Below are 17,587 nucleotides of genomic sequence, written 5' to 3' on the forward strand. Positions count from 1 at the left end.
CAAACAAAGTTTGCCTTTTGGTAAAGACAAGACTACAATCCATTACACACAATTCAATTTCATCTCATCATGAACACCACCGACCTGCGCCGCCACAACCTGCGGCAATGGATAACACAACACCACAACGGCCAGCAAACCAAGTTTGCCCAAGCCATCGCCATCAACCAAGGCGAGCTGTCCGCCCTGCTGAAAAACAAATCTTTCGGCGAGAAAAAAGCCCGAAAAATCGAGCAGGCAGCCAATATGCCCGACATGTGGCTGGATCAAGACCATCAAGACCGCCACGCCCCCACCATCAGCCAAGAAAGAAATACCATGTCCCACATCTCCACCATCCCTGAAATCCTAGCAGACATCAAAGCCGGCAAAATGGTCATCATCACTGATGCCGAAGACCGCGAAAACGAAGGCGACTTGCTGATGGCCGCCCAATTCGTTACCCCCGAAGCCATCAACTTTATGATCAAAAACGCACGCGGCCTGGTCTGCCTGCCGATGGACGGCGAAATGGTCGGAAAACTCGGCCTGCCCATGATGACCCAGAAAAACGGCGCGCAATACGGCACCAACTTTACCGTCTCCATCGAAGCCGCCCATGGCATCACCACCGGCATTTCCGCCGCCGACCGCGCCCTGACCATTCAAACCGCCGTTTCCCCATCCGCCAAACCCGAAGACATCGTCCAACCCGGCCACATCTTCCCACTGCGCGCCCAAAAAGGCGGCGTACTCGTCCGCGCCGGACACACCGAAGCCGGCGTCGATCTGGCACAAATGAACGGCCTGATTCCTGCCGCCGTCATCTGCGAAATCATCAACGACGACGGCACCATGGCGCGTATGCCCGAACTGATGAAGTTTGCCGAAGAACATAATCTCAAAATCGGCACCATTACCGACCTCATCGAATACCGCAGCCGTACCGAAAGCCTGCTCGAAGACATGGGCAACTCACCCGTACAAACCCCATGGGGCGAGTTCCAACAACACGTTTACGTCGACAAACTCTCCGGCGAAACCCACCTCGCCCTCGTCAAAGGCACACCTTCCGCCGACGAAGAAACCCTCGTCCGCGTCCACGAGCCCTTCAGCGTGATGGACTTCATCCAAGCCAATCCGCGCCATTCATGGTCACTGCCTAAAGCCCTTGAGCGCATCCAACAAGCCGAAAGCGGCGTAGTCATCCTCCTGCACCGTACCGAAGACGGCGCCACCCTGCTCGACCGCACCCTGCCCAAAGGCGCAAACCAAGCCTACAAATGGGACAGCAAAAGCTACGGCATAGGCGCACAAATCCTCGCCGGCCTCAACGTCAAAAAACTGCGCGTCCTCGGCCAGCCGTCATCCTTCACCGGCCTCACCGGCTTCGGCCTCGAAGTCGTCGGCTTTGAAGAAGCTGAAAAATAATCTTGCTTGATTAACTCTCAAAGCAAATGAAACAAAAGGCCGTCTGAAAGTTTTCAGACGGCCTTTTCATATCTCTATTTATCTGAATATGATCCAAATAAAATTATGATAAAAACGACTATTTATTAGATTATTTCAATAATGATAAACATAATCAATTATTAGATAACTGTTAATAATATTTAAAAATTTTATGTTTTTTATATAAAAGAGTATTTTAACCCCTTATATTAAGTTCTTAACAAAGAGAAACTATGTCTGCTTTTACCCCCAAACCCAAAATAATCATTCTCAGCCTTGCCAGCGCATTCAGCACATTAACCGTTGCTAATATCATCGAAACCTCAGCCCAACCCGAACAATACCAAGAATTGGATACCGTTGTTGTCAGTGGCAAACGTACCAACGACCAAAAAGGCGCGGACGACGTATATTACAAAAACGTCTCCAACTCCTATGTCGGTAAAGAATACCTCGAACGCTACCGCGTCCAATCCGCCGGCGACGTACTCAAAGGCTTAAACGGCGTGTACAACATGAACACCCGCACCGCCGGTGGCGCGATTACGCCCAATATACGCGGCATCACCGGCAAGGGCCGTATCCCCGTAACACTGGACGGCACGGAGCAAACGGTCGATGTCTGGCTCAACAACTACGGCGTGGGCGACCGCAACTATCTCGACCCCGCCCTGTTCCGCAGCATCGCGGTGGAAAAAAGCCCCGCCCTCACGCGCGGCGTGAAATCGGGCGTGGGCGGCGCGATGTCCATCCGTACCATCGAACCCGCCGACATCATCCCAGAAGGGAGAAACTGGGGGATCGAAGTCAAAACCGAGTTTTCCGGCAACACCGTAGCGCAGAAAAACGACTTGCGCCCATTCTTAGGCCGCGACTACCGCACCCTCTCTCCCATAGGCGCGACGGCGGACGGCACACCGGGTATGGCGGACGTGCTGACCGGCTATACCGGCAAACCCTCCCCCACCGCCCTGTTGTTGGACGAAGGCATAGCCGACACGAAATTCTCGGGCGGCAAAAGCCACACCAACTTCAAAGACGACAGGCAGCTGATGCTGTCCGCCGCCTTTAAAACCGACATTACAGACGGCCTTGCCGCATACAGCCACCGTCAAAAGGGCAACTACTACGCGGGCAAACGTGGCTATCAAAGCTACCTCAACAACCCCATTTACGGTGCGGATGCCTGTTACGACCAGTATCCCGATAAATCGCAACGGGAAAAAGACATACTCTGCAAATCTTCCGCCAGCCTGGTGCCGAATATGGCCATCCTGTTCAGGCCGGGCGAAGAAATCATGAACAGCCACACCGACACCAAAACCCTGCTGCTGAAAAATAACTGGTATCTGCCGGGCAATCAGAAAATCAGCCTGCAATATATGGACAACAAAATCGGCTTCGGTGAAATCAACCCCCTGATAACGGCATGGATACTCGGTTTCAGCGAACAATCCCTAAATGACCCCGCGCAGCAGGCACCAGGGATAGGGACGAAAATCGACAGTAAAACCTACAAAATCGGCTACGAATGGAAGCCGCAGGACAACAAGTGGATAGATTTTCAGGCCGATATGTGGCGGGTGAAGACCGACAGCAACCGCCATCAGAGCGGCGGCCCCGTCGTCGGCGTAACCACGCCCGACATGGACTACGATATCTGGTACTGGTGCAACATACGCAAACGGCAGTCTCCCGGTCTTAGAACGGAAAGCTGCGAAGACGCGATGACGTGGAACGCCTACGGTTCGGCACGAACCCATGAAGAAGTGCTGCGCATGATAGAAGACACGCCCGACAAAATCGCCCGCAGGCTGGCCCAGTACGATGAAAACAACCGTGCGATTACCGACCGCTGGATGGGGCATACGGGCGGCTACTACGCCATTACGCCCGCCGATAAAAATGTGATGACCGACCAGACCAACCATCTGGGCAGGCTGATGAACCTGGCCGAACTGAAGCAAAAGCTGAATCAGGAACGCTACTACATCGAACATCCCGACCGCATCATCATTCCCGGCGCGCGGCAGCGTACCGACGTCGTCCGCAACGGCTTCAACCTCAGCAACCGCTTCCGCCTTTCCGACAAACTCAGCCTCACCCTTGCCGCCGACTACCAGCGCGAAACGCTGGAAGAACGCACCGACATCGCTAACAGCGCCGACCTGATGAACACGTTCGGCGTACTGACCCGCATGGCGGCCTTGGGCGGCCCGCAGTCAGCGAAAAAGCGCGAATGGGGCGCGAACCTGGTCTTCGACTGGAAACCGACTTCCCGCCTGAACATACAGGCGGGCGTGCGCTATCAGAACTTTAAAGGACGCAATATCGAACTGGCGCGGCAGCGTGCCGCACGCAACCCTTGGTATCAGTACGGCCTGGGTTCGGACAGCTATGTTACCGGCCTGATGATGCCTTATTACGAATTGGCGGATGAAGAAGATATTGCCAGCCAGCGGCGGATGGAGCAGCTTTATGACCCTGATAGAATCGGGGGACAGGTTGAAGAATATCAAAGGCTCAACCGCCGCTTTAAGGAAAAAAACGGCTATGACTACCGTCCGGGCGATACATTCGTCTCGGGAACACGGCTTTACAGCAAAGCTGACGGCAGCCTGTTTCAAAGTTACCAAGCGGATAAAAACAACGGTGTACTCTACGTCCTGCGCCGCAAGCAAATTATCCCAATGGTCGCAGGCAAATTTGATCACGGCAAAGTGCAGATTACGCCGGAAATGTACCGCGAAAGGGTAAACAATCCGCAGGGAAAAAGCGGCAGCTACCGTCGCTATATCCCAGGATCGCATATTTACATGACCGACCCGGTACGTGAAGAAATGGAACGTATGGCCAATGAAAACCAAATTCCGTCAAAAGAAGACAATAATCAGGTACTGAAATATGGCAGCGATTACAATCGTACCGCTTGGATCCGGCATCAATTCGGCGAAGCCGACCGCTGGCGCATGCCGCAGGAACAGCGCGCGCATTCCTGGGCGCCCATGCTGTCGGTCAGCTACGATCTTGCCGACAACCACCGCCTCTTCGCCCGCTATGCCCGCATGAGCCGCTTCCCCAGCCTTTACGAACTGACCGCCGCCACCGGCAGCGGCGGTCTGTACGGCAGCGAAACCGTGGCCGAATACAGCCTGAAGCCGGAAAAAAGCACCAACTGGGAAGTCGGCTACAACTTCAATTTCGCCCCGCATTTCGCCAAGCTGCGCCAAGGCGATATCCGCCTCACCTACTACAGCAACAAAATCAAAAACCAAATCGACACCTCGAATATGGACGGCGGCATGATCCAATACGACAAGGCAATCAGCAAGGGGCTAGAACTGCAAAGCCGCCTCGACAGCGGCCGCTTCTTTGCCTCCTTCGGCGGCACTTACCGCTTGAAACATATGGTGTGCGACAAGGGCATCGCCTTCAAATTCGACTATTACCTGCAACGCGTACCCGAATGCCTTGAAGGCGGCTTCGGCCTCAGCCGCTTCTTCCAGTCCTTGCAGCCGAAATATTCGCTTACCCTCGATGTCGGCACGCGCTTCTTCAACGAAAAACTGGAATTGGGCATGCGCGCCATCCATCACAGCAAGGCGGAACGGAAAAACTACGACAAGCTGATTGCCGACGGCGCAGGTCAGGTGTATGAGCGCAACGGCAAACCCTACGGCTGGCACGCCGCCACCCTGCTTGATGCCTATGCCCGCTACCGCATAGGGAAACATATAGACTTGAACTTCGGAGTAACAAACCTCGCCAACCGCTACTACTTAGACCCCATGTCCAGCACTCCTGTCCCCGGCCCGGGCAGGACAGTTACCTTCGGCATCAAGGGTAGGTTTTAAGGCTTGACTGTATCCTATGTAGCCGACGGGCAGGAATCTGCCCGTCGGCTACAACCTGTTACCGTTACTATAATTTTTGTATTTCTTAGATGATAATGCAATGATATTAAAAATAAAATATTAACAAATGCAATCCGCACTTTACATTTGATAATGAGTTTTAATTAGATTTATATTTTTATTTATATTAATATGCGCCCTATCGGTAACACCCGATACACCTTGCCGCTCGAGACAAAACAGCGGTATCCACCATATCTTTTCTTTAAAAGGAAAAATCATGAAAGCATCACAATTAGCCCTCGCTGTCCTTTTGACTGCAACCTTCAGCTCTGCTTATGCAGTTAATGTGGAAGGTGGTTCAAGCAAACTGAACTTAATCGAACCCAAAACATCCGATTCCCTGCCCTTTGGTTCGGGTGCTGCCGGCATCAAAGTCAGCACAGGCAATGGCTTATCCAATTCTATCAACCTCCAAGCTGGTCCCGCGCAACGCATCCGCACCAAATACGGCAACGCACCCATCAACGGCAGCAATCAGAACGCCAATGTAAACGGTGCGGCCAATCCGAGATACCTCACCCCAGGTGATGTCAATCCCGTATTGGGCTGGTTCAGCTCGAAAAAACTCGGACAAGTTTGGTATGAAAAACGCGCCAACAACACCGAGGTGTTCAGCGTACGCCAAATGGCTGACCCGCTGTTGCCGATTGCACCGAAATTCGGCGGCATGACCTTTGCCAAAGTGCCGACTGCGGCAACCAACGTCTTCTTCGGCGAATGGGCACCGCGCAAAGGCAACAGCAATCAGATTGCCAACAGCACGGATTTGAATATGAACGACGGCAACCGCACGGTTTGGTTCGTGGGTGAGAATCCGACAGCTAATATGCCGAAACTGGTCAATGCGAAATACAATGTATTAGGTATTAACAAGCATACTCCAGGGAAAAATGATTTCTATACCGGCGTACTGACCGCCAACTATGGAACAGGTAAAAATGAACTGGCCGGCACTATTTCCCGCGCCGGAGACAGCATCAATTTTGCCAATACCAAAATCGAAAGCAGCGGTAAATTTGATAACCATAAAAATACCGAGCATATTACCGGACGCTTCTATGGTAGCGGAGCGGAAGCCTTGGCAGGTATCGTGGATCGTGCAGGCGCAGATAAAGACGTAGCCTTCGGCGGTGCGAAAAAATAGCCTTGTCTGCTTACGCGATTAGGGAATGCCGGTGTTTTCGGCGTTTGGCCGTCCATTCCCGCAATCAGGTAAACCGCCATTTTTTAACTACAGCCGCAGTAGGCATAAATATACTGCGGCTGACCTGTTTCTGAAGTGTCGTACAAACCTGCATTATCTTGCAGAATTTTTGCTTTACTTCTTTCAGACGGCCTCTCCGCCCAAAGGACCCTATCCCATGAAACACCACTTTTGCCTGCTTTTTCTACCGCTCTGTACGGTCTGCCTTGCCGCTCCGTCCAACGATGCCGCAGATGAACGCCGCCGCCTGCTGGATGAGAGCAGCCGCCAAACGCAGCAATACCGCGAAAGCGGCTGGCTTGACACGGAGCAGGCACACGGGGAAGTGGGAGAAAACGATGGCTACATCATGATAGACGGTACAGTCTACCAAGTCGGCGATACGGCGGAAGAACTGGAAAGTGCGATTTACTACGCCCTCAACGCGCGGCAGTGGCACAAGGTGCGACAGTTTGCCGCCCGCTACGCAAAACTGCCGCAACACAAACCCGCGCTGATTCATTTGGCCGATGGGTTGCAAAAACGGGACAAAGGGAATTTCCGCGCGGCGGGGAACAGTTTTCAGACGGCCTTGGAAGCCGAACCCGACAACCCACGCCTGCTGCTCGAAGCGGGGCGGTTTTATGCCGAAGACAACCAAAACAAAGAGTCCGCTGCCGCATTTGAAAAAGTTCTGAAAACAGATATTCCTGCTGAAACCCGCCCCATCGTGGAAAACTACCTATCCGAACTGGGCAAACGCCGCCGCTGGCACGGCCAAATCAGCCTCGGCTACGGCTACAATAGCAATGTAAACCAAGGCAACGGCATCAGCCAATGCGTGTGGGAAATCGCGGGCATGTGCCTGATGGAGCGCACCCTGCCTGCGCCAACGGATTCGACCTTCTTATCCTATAGCGCGACCGCCGAAAAAAACGTCCCGCTCAAAGGGCATCACGGTGTACAGGTGCGCGGTGTACTGTACGGCAACCGCTACACGGAAAAAGACAAAGATTCGGCGGCCATGCCGGATTACAGCTATCACAATGGTTCGCTGTACGCGGGATATGCCTATGCCGACGCACGCTCCTCCTTTTCTCTGCTACCCTATTTCGAATATAACTTCCGCAACCGCCACACCCACTACCGCGCATGGGGCGTGGATGTCGACTGGTCACGTACACTCTCCCCTCGCTGGCGCATTAACTCACATGCCGGAGCAAAAAAGACCGGATACAGTGGACAAAACAAAGATTATTTTGCCGACTATAAGCAATACGAACTGGGCGTAGGGGCAGAATTTTCTCTCACACCCCAAAGCGGCCTGTTCGCCAACTTTGATGCAACACGCAAAGCCTATCCCGAAAAATCTTCTTCCAACAAGGAATATACGACACGGCTGGGCGCATATAGTTTTTTTTCAAGCGGTACTTACCTCAACACCATCCTGCTTCACCGCCGCAGTCTTTATGACGCTGCAAGTTTTGTCAGTGATAACAGACGGCGGCGCGACAATCAATACATCATGATAGTCGCTGTAGGCTTTCCGCAGTGGAACCTTAAAGGTGTGTATCCTGAATTTCGTTTTAGACGCTCAATCTCCCATAGCAATACAGCACATTACCGCTACCGTCAGAATGAATGGCTACTAAATTTTAAATACCGATTTTAAATTGAGTCATTTAGCAATACACTAAAACAGCGATACAACCATACTGTTTTACTCGTTTCTATATCATGCCGTCTGAAAAAAGCCGATACACCTTCCTGATGTATCGGCTTTCGCTATCTGCTTAACGCTTAATTTCTGCCGGGTAATTCTTTTTCGCTCAATGGTTTAATATACCAAATATCGCGGCAGTAGTCGGCGATGGAGCGGTCGGATGAGAAGAAGCCCATGTTGGCGATGTTGATCAAGGCTGATTTGCGCCATGCGGATACGTTGCGGTAGTGCTCGTCTGCTTTGTATTGCGTGTCGATGTAGCTGCGGAAATCCGCCATCAGTTGATAGAAGTCGCCGTATGGTTGCAACACGTCGTTGTAGCGGTTTGGCTCTTCGGGAGAGAAAGTGCCTTGGCTGATTTGGTTGACGACGCGGCGCAGGTCGCTGTCTCGCTCGATATAGCTCAACGGGTCGTAACCGTTGCGGCGGATTTCTTCGACTTGCTCGACGGTGTTACCGAAGATATAGCAGTTGTCCGCGCCGACTTTTTCCAAAATCTCAACGTTCGCGCCGTCCAGTGTACCCATACAGATTGCGCCGTTGAGGGCAAATTTCATGTTGCTGGTACCGGATGCTTCTGTACCTGCCAGTGAAATCTGTTCGTGCAAATCGGCGGCTGGGATGATGATTTGGGCAAGGCTGACGCTGTAATTCGGGATGTAAACGACTTTAATCAGGTTGCGGATACGGGTGTCATTGTTGATGACTTTGGCAACATCATTAATCAGACGGATGATTTTCTTCGCCATGTAATAAGCGGAAGCGGCTTTACCGGCAAAGATGAACACACGCGGCTGCCAATCGAAATCCGGGTTTTCCAAGATTTTGTTGTAACGGTCGACGATGTGCATCACGTTCAATGCTTGACGTTTGTACTCGTGGATACGTTTGATTTGGATGTCGAAAAGTGCATCGGTATTAACCTTGATGCCCAGCTCGGTTTCGATGTATTTGGCAAGGCGCTCTTTGGCAGCTTTTTTCACTTCGCCGAATTCTGCCTGTACGGAAGCATCGTCCACTTTGTCGTTGAGCTTGGTCAGGTTGTCCAAATGCAGACGCCAGTCTTCATCGCCCAGATGTTTGTCCAAGAATTTGGTCAGGCCCGGATTGGCGATGTTGATCCAGCGGCGCGGAGTTACGCCGTTGGTTACGTTGGTAAAGCGTTCCGGGAATACTTTGGCAAAGTCGGCAAAGATGGATGTGGTCATCAAATCGGAGTGGATTTTTGCCACGCCGTTGACTTTGTGCGAACCGATAACCGCCAGCCATGCCATGCGGACGCGACGGCCGTGGGTTTCATCAATGATGGATACGCGGCGGACAAAGTCGTCGTCAAAGTTGCCGATGGCGCGTAAGGCATTGAGGAAGTAGGCGTTGATTTCAAAGATGATGTCCAAGTGGCGCGGCAGCAGACGGCCCATCAGGTCGACCTGCCAAGTTTCCAAGGCTTCGCTCATCAATGTGTGGTTGGTGTAAGAGAAAATCTTACAGCACATATTCCATGCTTCAGTCCATGCGATGCCCTCTTCATCAATCAGGATGCGCATCAATTCTGGAATAGCGAGCACCGGATGGGTGTCGTTCAAATGGATGGCGACTTCGTCCGCCAAAGTGTGGATGCTTGGGAAACGGCATTTGTGACGTGCAACGATGTCTTGAACGGAAGCGGAAACCAAGAAGTATTCTTGCTTCAGACGCAATTCGCGGCCGGAATCGGTAGAGTCATTCGGATACAGAACGCGTGAGATGTTTTCGTCACTGTTTTGTGCGCGAACGGCAGAGGCATAATCGCCTCGGTTGAAGTCGGCAAGGTCAAACAGGTTGCCCGCGTGTGCGGTCCACAAGCGCAATGGGTTGGCACATTCGCCGCCATAGCCAGGAATGATTTCATCGTATGCCCAAGCGGAAATTTCTTCGCTTGGCTGCCATTCTTTTTTGTCGCCCAAGTTCAACACTTGACCGCCGAAACGGACGGAATATTGTTTGTTCGGACGGGCAAACTGCCATGCCAAATCTTGGTCGAGCCACAAATCGGGTTTTTCAACTTGCTGGCCATCCACGATTTCTTGTTTGAACATACCGTATTGGTAACGGATGCCGTAGCCCATGGCCGGAATGCGCAGGGTTGCCAAAGAGTCGAGGAAGCAGGCGGCCAGACGGCCCAAACCGCCGTTACCCAAACCTGGATCTTCTTCTTGTTCGCAGACATCGGCAAATTCTTTGCCCAGTTGCTTGAAGGCTTCTTCAAACTCGGCATAAACTCCTTCGTTAATCAGCGCGTTGACAAACGAACGGCCGAGCAGGAATTCCATAGACAGGTAATAAACCATGCGTTTGCTGTTGTCGATGTGGGCGCGGCGTGTTTTAAGGAAATCTTCCGCAATCAGGTCACGCGCGGCAAGCATGGCGGCGTTGAGCCATTGGTGTGAAGTTGCCTCCTTCGGATCTACGCCCAAGATGAAAATCAGCTTGTAAACGATGGATTTACGGATGGTTTCGGCGTCCGGTTTAGGCATTACATAATCGTAACCGGAGATGGGGAGTTTTTTCTTAGCCATGGAAGCCTTTCTCTAGCGTGAGGCACTGGACAACGCGCCTGATGGTTTATAGAAACAACGTTATTCAGTTTTCAGACGGCCTGAAGAAGTATAAATGCCGTCTGAAAAATTTATAGGTAGGTTTGTTTCAGGTTTGATACGGATTATAACTGAAATATTCCACTCCGTATTATTTTTTCTTTATAAAACATTTAATTACAAATTAAACCACTCATCATCTCATCGGCATTTCCATTTATGCCATGCAAGCTTCGGCCCAACGGATACAGACGAAATATCAAAGAGTTAACAATATAACGGCTTGGTTTTCATTTAATTCGTTTTATGTAAAACCAAAATCCCCATGTGTTCGACAACACATTTTCCAGCCTCTTCGTAATTAAATTTCTCAGATGGTACGCAAGAAATTTCCCAGTTGCCTTGAGGCAGGTTAAATAACTGACGACTACGTTTGGCATTGACCAACAGCAGCCATTCATCGTCCAAAACAACCTGAATCGCCTTGCTGCCCCTGTTGTGCCAACAATATTCGGTCATCGGGCTGCCGTCAGCATTGAGCCATTGCACACGCTCTTTTTCCCACCAGCAATCATCTGTCAGCAGCTTGATTCGGCTGCGTACGCGTATCAGCGCTTGAGTGTAATTTTGCAACTCATAAGGCTCATTTTGCCAATCCAACCATGTAATCGGATTATCTTGGCAGTAGCTGTTGTTGTTGCCTTGCTGACTGTTGCCGAACTCATCGCCGGCCAAAAGCATGGGTGTACCGTTGGATAAAAACAAGGAGGCAAGCAGCGCTTTGGAGGTGTATTCGCGGTTGAGCAACACCTCTTCATCATCGGTTTCGCCTTCTACGCCGTGGTTGTAGCTGATGTTTTCATTATGCCCGTCGCGGTTGTTTTCGCCGTTGGCTTCGTTGTGTTTTTCGTTATAGCTGACCAAATCGCGCAAAGTGAAGCCGTCGTGTGCAGTAATGAAGTTAATGCTGGCGGACGGGTGGCGGCCGCTGTGGTTGAAAATATCGGACGACCCGGCCAAGCGTTCGGCAAATGCGCCCAAATTGCCGCTTTCCCATGACCAAAACGCGCGCATATCATCGCGGAAACGGCCGTTCCATTCGGCAAAAGGTTGCGGGAAATTGCCCAAGTGATAGCCGCCCTCGCCGATGTCCCATGCTTCGACAATCAGTTTCAAACCGGCCAAAACCGGGTCTTGATACAGGACTTGGAAAAAACGGCCGTACGATTGGAAATCGGGCTCGCGTCCCAATACGGTTCCCAAATCGAAACGGAAGCCGTCGATATGAAACTCTTCCGCCCAATAGCGCAGGCTGTCTGCCGCCCAACGGGTAACATCTCTCCGGACAATATTGAGCGTATTGCCGCAACCCGACCAGTTTTCATAATTGCCGTAAGGGGTATGCCAATACCATAAGGTGTTGTCGATACCGCGCTGACACAGCATCGGGCCTTTGTCGTCCTGCTCGGCCGTGTGGTTGTACACGACATCCAAAATCACTTCCAAACCTGCCTGATGCAGGGCTTTGACCGCTTGTTTAAACTCCGCCGCCGCACGCTCGGGATTGTCGGCATAAGACGGCTCAACGGCAAAATGGGAATAAGTGTTGTAGCCCCAATAATTGCTCAAGCCCATCTGCTGAAGATGGTATTCGTCCAAATGATAATGAATCGGCAGCAGCTCGACCGTTGTCACCCCCAACTCTTGCAGATAGGCCAAAACCCGTTTATCACTCAAAGCTTTATAAGTGCCTGCATATTTCAAATCGGGGAATTGCTTGGTCAACCCTTTGACATGGGCTTCATAAATAACGGTTTTGCCCCACGGTATTTCCGGACGGCAATCTTTGGCCCAATTAAATCGGCTACGTCCAATCACAACGCTTTTCGGTGCAACGGTGGCATTGTCGCGTTCATCTTCCGGTCTGAACCATGCCATTTCTTCGGCGGTACGGTAGCTTGGTTTGCCGTCAATTTTTTTGGAATACGGGTCAATCAGCAATTTGTTGGGATTAAAACATGAGCCGTATTCCGCGTTTTCACGTCCATACACGCGAAAACCGTATCGCTGCCCTGCCTTAACGTCCGGCACAAATCCGTAAAATACCGAACCGCGCCGCGAAGGCATCTCCAAACGGGTTTCTTTATCCTTATCAAACAGACACAATTCGACCTTTTCGGCATTGATGGAAAACAAGGTGAAATTCGCGCCCTTGCTTGTCAGGGTCGCACCCATGGGATAAGGCTTGCCTTCCTCGATATGCCATGATTTGGCAGTCATAGAATGATTCCTTGGTATGTATTTGGTTTCGTGTCCAATATAAGGCCGTCTGAAAATCTTTCAGACGGCCTTGAATCATATTGATATCACTATCTTTTAATTTTCAGCTGATTGGGCAGGCATGATGCCCACCCTCAAAGTTGATTTACGCTTCTTCTTTGACTGCCGCCTGATACAGGTACACGGTTGCCAACGGCGGTACGGTCACAGACAGGGAATTTGGCTTGCCATGCGACCAAACTTCATCTGTCTCCACCGTTGCGCCGGCAGAAACGCCGCTGCCTTTGTAATGCAGGTCGTCTGAATTGAGGATTTCGCGGTATTCGCCGGCAGAATTCACACCGAAGCGGTAGCCTTCGCGTACTACTGGCGTGAAGTTGCTGATCACGATAACGCGGTTGCCTTCACGGTCTCGACGTTCGAAGACGAATACGGAATTGTCGCCATCATCGGCAACCAGCCACTCAAAGCCTTCAGGCCATTGGTCCAATTGGTAAAGTGGCGCAGTGTCTTTATAGACATGGTTCAACTCGCGCACAAAGTCTTGTACGCCTTTGTGCCAGCCGCCCTCTTGCTCCAGCAGGAACCAATCCAATCCTTCGTTGTAGTTCCACTCGCGACCTTGTGCAAACTCATTGCCCATAAACAAGAGTTTTTTGCCGGGGAAGCCATACATAAAGCCGTAGTAGGCACGCAGGTTGGCAAATTGTTGCCAGCAGTCACCGGGCATACGTCCGAGTAACGAACGTTTGCCGTGCACAACTTCATCGTGTGAAAGCGGCAGGACGAAGTTTTCACTGTACTGGTACATCATACCGAAAGTCATTTTGTTGTGGTGATATTTGCGGTTGATGGGGTCTTCCATCATGTAACGCAAAGTATCATTCATCCAGCCCATATTCCATTTGAAACTGAAGTTCAAACCTTCTTGGCGGGTCACATTGGCGAACGAAGTAGATTCTTCGGCGATTTCAGTCGCAGCCGGAACTTCCTCTTTCAACATGGTATTGGTATCGCGCAGGAAAGCGATGGCTTCAAGGTTTTCATGGCCGCCGTATTGGTTCGGAATCCACTCGCCGTCTTTACGCGAGTAGTTGCGGTAAATCATCGAAGCAACCGCGTCAACGCGGATACCGTCAAAGCCAAAACGCTCTATCCAATACAGGGCGTTGCCTTGCAGGAAGTTTTTCACTTCGTTTCTGCCGAAGTTGTAAATCAAAGTGTTCCAGTCTTGGTGGTATCCTTCGCGCGGATCGGCGTGTTCGTACAGCGCAGTGCCGTCAAACTTGGCCAGGCCGTGGTCGTCGGTTGGGAAATGGCCGACCACCCAGTCGAGGATAACGCTGATACCCTCGTCGTGTGCGGCTTTAATCAATGCACGCAATTCTTCCGGCGAACCGAAACGGCTGGTCGGCGCATACAAACCGGTCGCCTGATAGCCCCATGAGCCGTCAAACGGATATTCGGAAACAGGCAAAAACTCGATATGGGTAAAGTCCATGTCTTTGACGTATGCCACCAATTCTTTGGCCAACTCTTCATAAGTCAGCCAGAAATTGTTTTCCGGATTGCGTTTCCACGAACCCAAATGCACTTCATAAATGCTGATCGGTGCATCAATGGCGTTGGCACGGGCTCGGAAGGCCGGTTCTTCGACTTCGTCAGGCAAACCGCGCACGATAGATGCCGTGGTCGGGCGTAGTTCCGCACCAAAAGCATACGGGTCGGCTTTTTCGCGCACATCGCCGTTGGCATCGCGGATTTCAAATTTGTAGAGGGCATTGAGTTTGACAGCAGGAATGAAGATGTCCCAAATGCCGTTGTTGCGGTGAAAACGCATCACATGGCGGCGGCCGTCCCAGTTGTTGAACTCGCCGATAACAGAAACGCGTTGCGCATTTGGCGCCCATACGGCAAAGCGTACGCCCTTCACGCCGTCCAACTCGGCAAAATGTGCGCCTAAAGTCTCATAAGGACGTAGGTGCTTACCTTCGGCCAACAGCCAGGAATCCATGTCTTGCAACGCAGAGCTGAAATGATAAGGGTCTTCTTCAATCACAGGCTCGGAGTCTTCGGTATAACGGATACTCAAAGCGTAATCGGGCGCATCATCGGGCAAAACAGCCACAAAGAAACCGCGTTCATCAATTTTTTCAGACGGCACGATGAGTTCGCCGCTGCGGCGGTTCACAATATCCACGCTTACTGCGCCGGGAATTAAAACGCGCACCACTTCATCGCCCTCTGCAAGGCGGTGTCGTCCCAGATAAGCGAACAAGTCGCTGTGGGTGGCAAGAAACAGGCTTTCGACCGTATCGCGCTCGATTTGGTCAAGTTCATGATAAGCCTTGATTTGGCTGTTTGTTTTCATGCGTACCTCGTCAATAATGGCAAGTTGGCCGCCCATAAGGCGGTGTTGTAGGAAATCTTCCAAAGAAACCGGCATTTTTTGCGCCCAGTTCGGATAGCCTTCGGTTACACCCGGGACATTCAGATTGTCAATGACGCCCAGCAGGTTTTCCAATTGTACGGCGTAAAGCTTGCTGCGGCTCAATGCGCCGTATTTGTGCAAAGCCGCCAGCAAGGTTTCATCGGCTTTTGCCGGCATTTGTACGTCTGCACCCAGACAGCCGGTATATTTCAATTTATCCAGCAAATCGGCTTTATCGTGTTCGCGTTCATCCAAGGCCGTCTGAAAAGCGGCTGCATCAGGTAAAGTACCGAGTTTGAACATCGTATCCAAATCTTTGCCTATCCAATAACCTGCCAAGGGCGCAACATCGTGGGTACTGATGACCGTAATCGCCTGCTCGGGGTATTCTTCAGGTAATTGAAAACCGTTCCAGCCCTTGCTGAAATACATCACTTTGTAGGAGAACACTTGATAGCGGTTGAGCAGATAACGCGCTTGATCGGGTACCGTACCCAAATCCTCGCCGATAATGACGCAACGGTTGCGCCGGCTTTCCAATGCCAAAATAGCAAACATCACTTCGGCATCGTAATGCACATACGCGCCGAAATCTGCTGTTTTATCGTTTAAAACCCACCACAAACGACACAATGCCATCACATGGTCAATCCGCAATACGCCATACAGGCGCATGTTTTCGCGCAACAAATGGGCAAACTTCTCATAGCCCGTATGCTTCAACATCAACGGATTAAGCGGCGGCAAATCCCAATTCTGCCCTGTCGGCCCTAAAGGATCGGGCGGTGCCCCAACCGATACGTCCATACAATAATCTTGGCGGTTTAACCAAGTATCCGAGCTGCCTCGCGCCACGCCGACCGCCAAATCGCCGTAAATACCGAGTTTGGCACCGTATTCGGCAGCGGCTTGGTTGACTTCGCGCAATTGCTCCGCGCAAAGCCATTGCAGCCACATATAAAAACGGATTTCACGTTCATGGCTGCGCGCGAATTTTTCTACCGCTTCGCCATCAGGCTGATGAAATTCAGACGGCCATGACTGCCAACCCACTTGTCCGGGACGGCTGTAATACTGGTCCAAAGCCTCAAACAAACCGAATCCCTGTAAGGCTTTGCCTTTTTCCACCACAAACGATTCAAATGCAGCGCGCTCATTTTCCGCGGCTTCACAAGTATCTTGTTCAAATGCATTAAACGCCATTTGCAGCGCATCACGCTTGCATGCCCAAACCGCCGTATAAGTCACCGTTTCCGTAACACGTAAAGCGGCAATACGCTGACGAATTTTCGGTTGCGCCAGCCAGTTTTTCAGTTGCTCGTTATAAGTAAACGCGCCGACTTTCTCTATATCCAAGTAAATCGGATTGAGCCATTCGCGCGAAGAAGGGCTATACGGGCTGGCAAAGGCGGGCTTGCTGGTAAACAAAGCGTGCAAAGGGTTGATACCGACAAAATCCAGCTTTTTCTCCGCCGCATATTTCATCAGGTTCAGCAAATCGGTAAAGTCGCCTATGCCCCAGTTGCGCTCGGAACGCAGGCTGTACAAATGCATGGTCAAACCATTCATCCGTCCGCCATTCGCAAGCAGTTTGGGCTGGTAAACCGATTCAGGTGCAACAATCAGACGTACAAGGCGACATTTGCCGCCGCTCTCGGCCGACAAAGTGTAATAACCGCAAGCCAGTTGGGGCAGCCTAATCCAAAGCGTATCGTTGTCGCCCGGATATAAAGTCAAAGTCTGGCACTCATTCGCCTCATCAATCAATACGACCGCTTCAGCGCCATGAAATTCAGACGGCATCTGTAAAGATTCTTCGCCGTTTTCATGCGCAACCATCGTATTCAGATAAAGGCCGTCTGAATCCGGTTTGCTTTTATCCAAAACAGCAACGATCGATTCCAAAACTTCAGGTTTGGTCGCATGATATGTCCCGTTGATGTCGTGGTAGCCTAAATCAATACCAGCCTGTAGCGCCTGCTGCTCCAATGTCTCACTCATTACATTCTGCCTGTTTTACCAATATCTGAATCTTAATACAGATTT

At 51.3% G+C, this 17,587-nt stretch carries 7 protein-coding genes; 4 read left to right on the top strand and 3 right to left on the bottom strand.

Annotated features, from left to right (window positions below):
* Positions 1 to 69: 69 nt before the first annotated feature.
* The 4 genes from ribBA (at position 70) to KCG54_RS07570 (ending at position 8,203) form a co-directional block, all read left to right on the top strand.
* Positions 70 to 1,410, top strand: coding sequence for a bifunctional 3,4-dihydroxy-2-butanone-4-phosphate synthase/GTP cyclohydrolase II (gene ribBA, locus KCG54_RS07555; RefSeq protein WP_432761002.1), 1,341 nt, complete (start codon positions 70 to 72; stop codon positions 1,408 to 1,410).
* Between the two features lie 254 nt (positions 1,411 to 1,664).
* On the top strand, positions 1,665 to 5,285 hold the full coding sequence (gene tdfG, locus KCG54_RS07560) for a TonB-dependent receptor TdfG (RefSeq protein WP_254323841.1): 3,621 nt from the start codon (positions 1,665 to 1,667) through the stop codon (positions 5,283 to 5,285).
* A 280-nt stretch (positions 5,286 to 5,565) separates the two neighbouring features.
* The gene (locus KCG54_RS07565; protein ID WP_254323842.1) at positions 5,566 to 6,492 is read left to right on the top strand and encodes a Slam-dependent surface lipoprotein; all 927 of its coding nucleotides are present in this window, start codon (positions 5,566 to 5,568) and stop codon (positions 6,490 to 6,492) included.
* Between the two features lie 217 nt (positions 6,493 to 6,709).
* A complete protein-coding gene (locus KCG54_RS07570) occupies positions 6,710 to 8,203 on the top strand; it encodes a surface lipoprotein assembly modifier (protein ID WP_254323843.1) in 1,494 nt (497 codons plus the stop codon).
* Between the two features lie 128 nt (positions 8,204 to 8,331).
* On the opposite strand, the gene KCG54_RS07575 is transcribed toward KCG54_RS07570, so the two are convergent.
* The 3 genes from KCG54_RS07575 to glgB all read right to left on the bottom strand — a co-directional run bounded on the left by KCG54_RS07575 (position 8,332) and on the right by glgB (position 17,542).
* Positions 8,332 to 10,812, bottom strand: a complete 2,481-nt coding sequence (locus KCG54_RS07575; protein ID WP_254323844.1) for a glycogen/starch/alpha-glucan phosphorylase — start codon at positions 10,810 to 10,812, stop codon at positions 8,332 to 8,334.
* A 312-nt stretch (positions 10,813 to 11,124) separates the two neighbouring features.
* Positions 11,125 to 13,110 carry a glycogen debranching protein GlgX gene (gene glgX, locus KCG54_RS07580; protein WP_254323845.1) on the bottom strand — a complete coding sequence of 662 codons (1,986 nt, stop codon included), beginning with the start codon at positions 13,108 to 13,110 and terminating at the stop codon, positions 11,125 to 11,127.
* 145 nt (positions 13,111 to 13,255) lie between these two features.
* On the bottom strand, positions 13,256 to 17,542 hold the full coding sequence (gene glgB, locus KCG54_RS07585; RefSeq protein WP_254323846.1) for a 1,4-alpha-glucan branching protein GlgB: 4,287 nt from the start codon (positions 17,540 to 17,542) through the stop codon (positions 13,256 to 13,258).
* Between the last annotated feature and the right edge of the window lie 45 nt (positions 17,543 to 17,587).

The organism is Neisseria subflava (assembly GCF_024205705.1).
Classification (GTDB): domain Bacteria; phylum Pseudomonadota; class Gammaproteobacteria; order Burkholderiales; family Neisseriaceae; genus Neisseria; species Neisseria subflava_D.

Excerpts from the sequence above, each read along its gene's own strand:
- ribBA (WP_432761002.1), top strand. The coding sequence starts at position 70 with ATGAACACCACCGACCTGCGCCGCCACAACCTGCGGCAATGGATAACA.
- tdfG (WP_254323841.1), top strand. The coding sequence starts at position 1,665 with ATGTCTGCTTTTACCCCCAAACCCAAAATAATCATTCTCAGCCTTGCC.
- KCG54_RS07565 (WP_254323842.1), top strand. The coding sequence starts at position 5,566 with ATGAAAGCATCACAATTAGCCCTCGCTGTCCTTTTGACTGCAACCTTC.
- KCG54_RS07570 (WP_254323843.1), top strand. The coding sequence starts at position 6,710 with ATGAAACACCACTTTTGCCTGCTTTTTCTACCGCTCTGTACGGTCTGC.
- KCG54_RS07575 (WP_254323844.1), bottom strand. The coding sequence starts at position 10,812 with ATGGCTAAGAAAAAACTCCCCATCTCCGGTTACGATTATGTAATGCCT.
- glgX (WP_254323845.1), bottom strand. The coding sequence starts at position 13,110 with ATGACTGCCAAATCATGGCATATCGAGGAAGGCAAGCCTTATCCCATG.
- glgB (WP_254323846.1), bottom strand. The coding sequence starts at position 17,542 with ATGAGTGAGACATTGGAGCAGCAGGCGCTACAGGCTGGTATTGATTTA.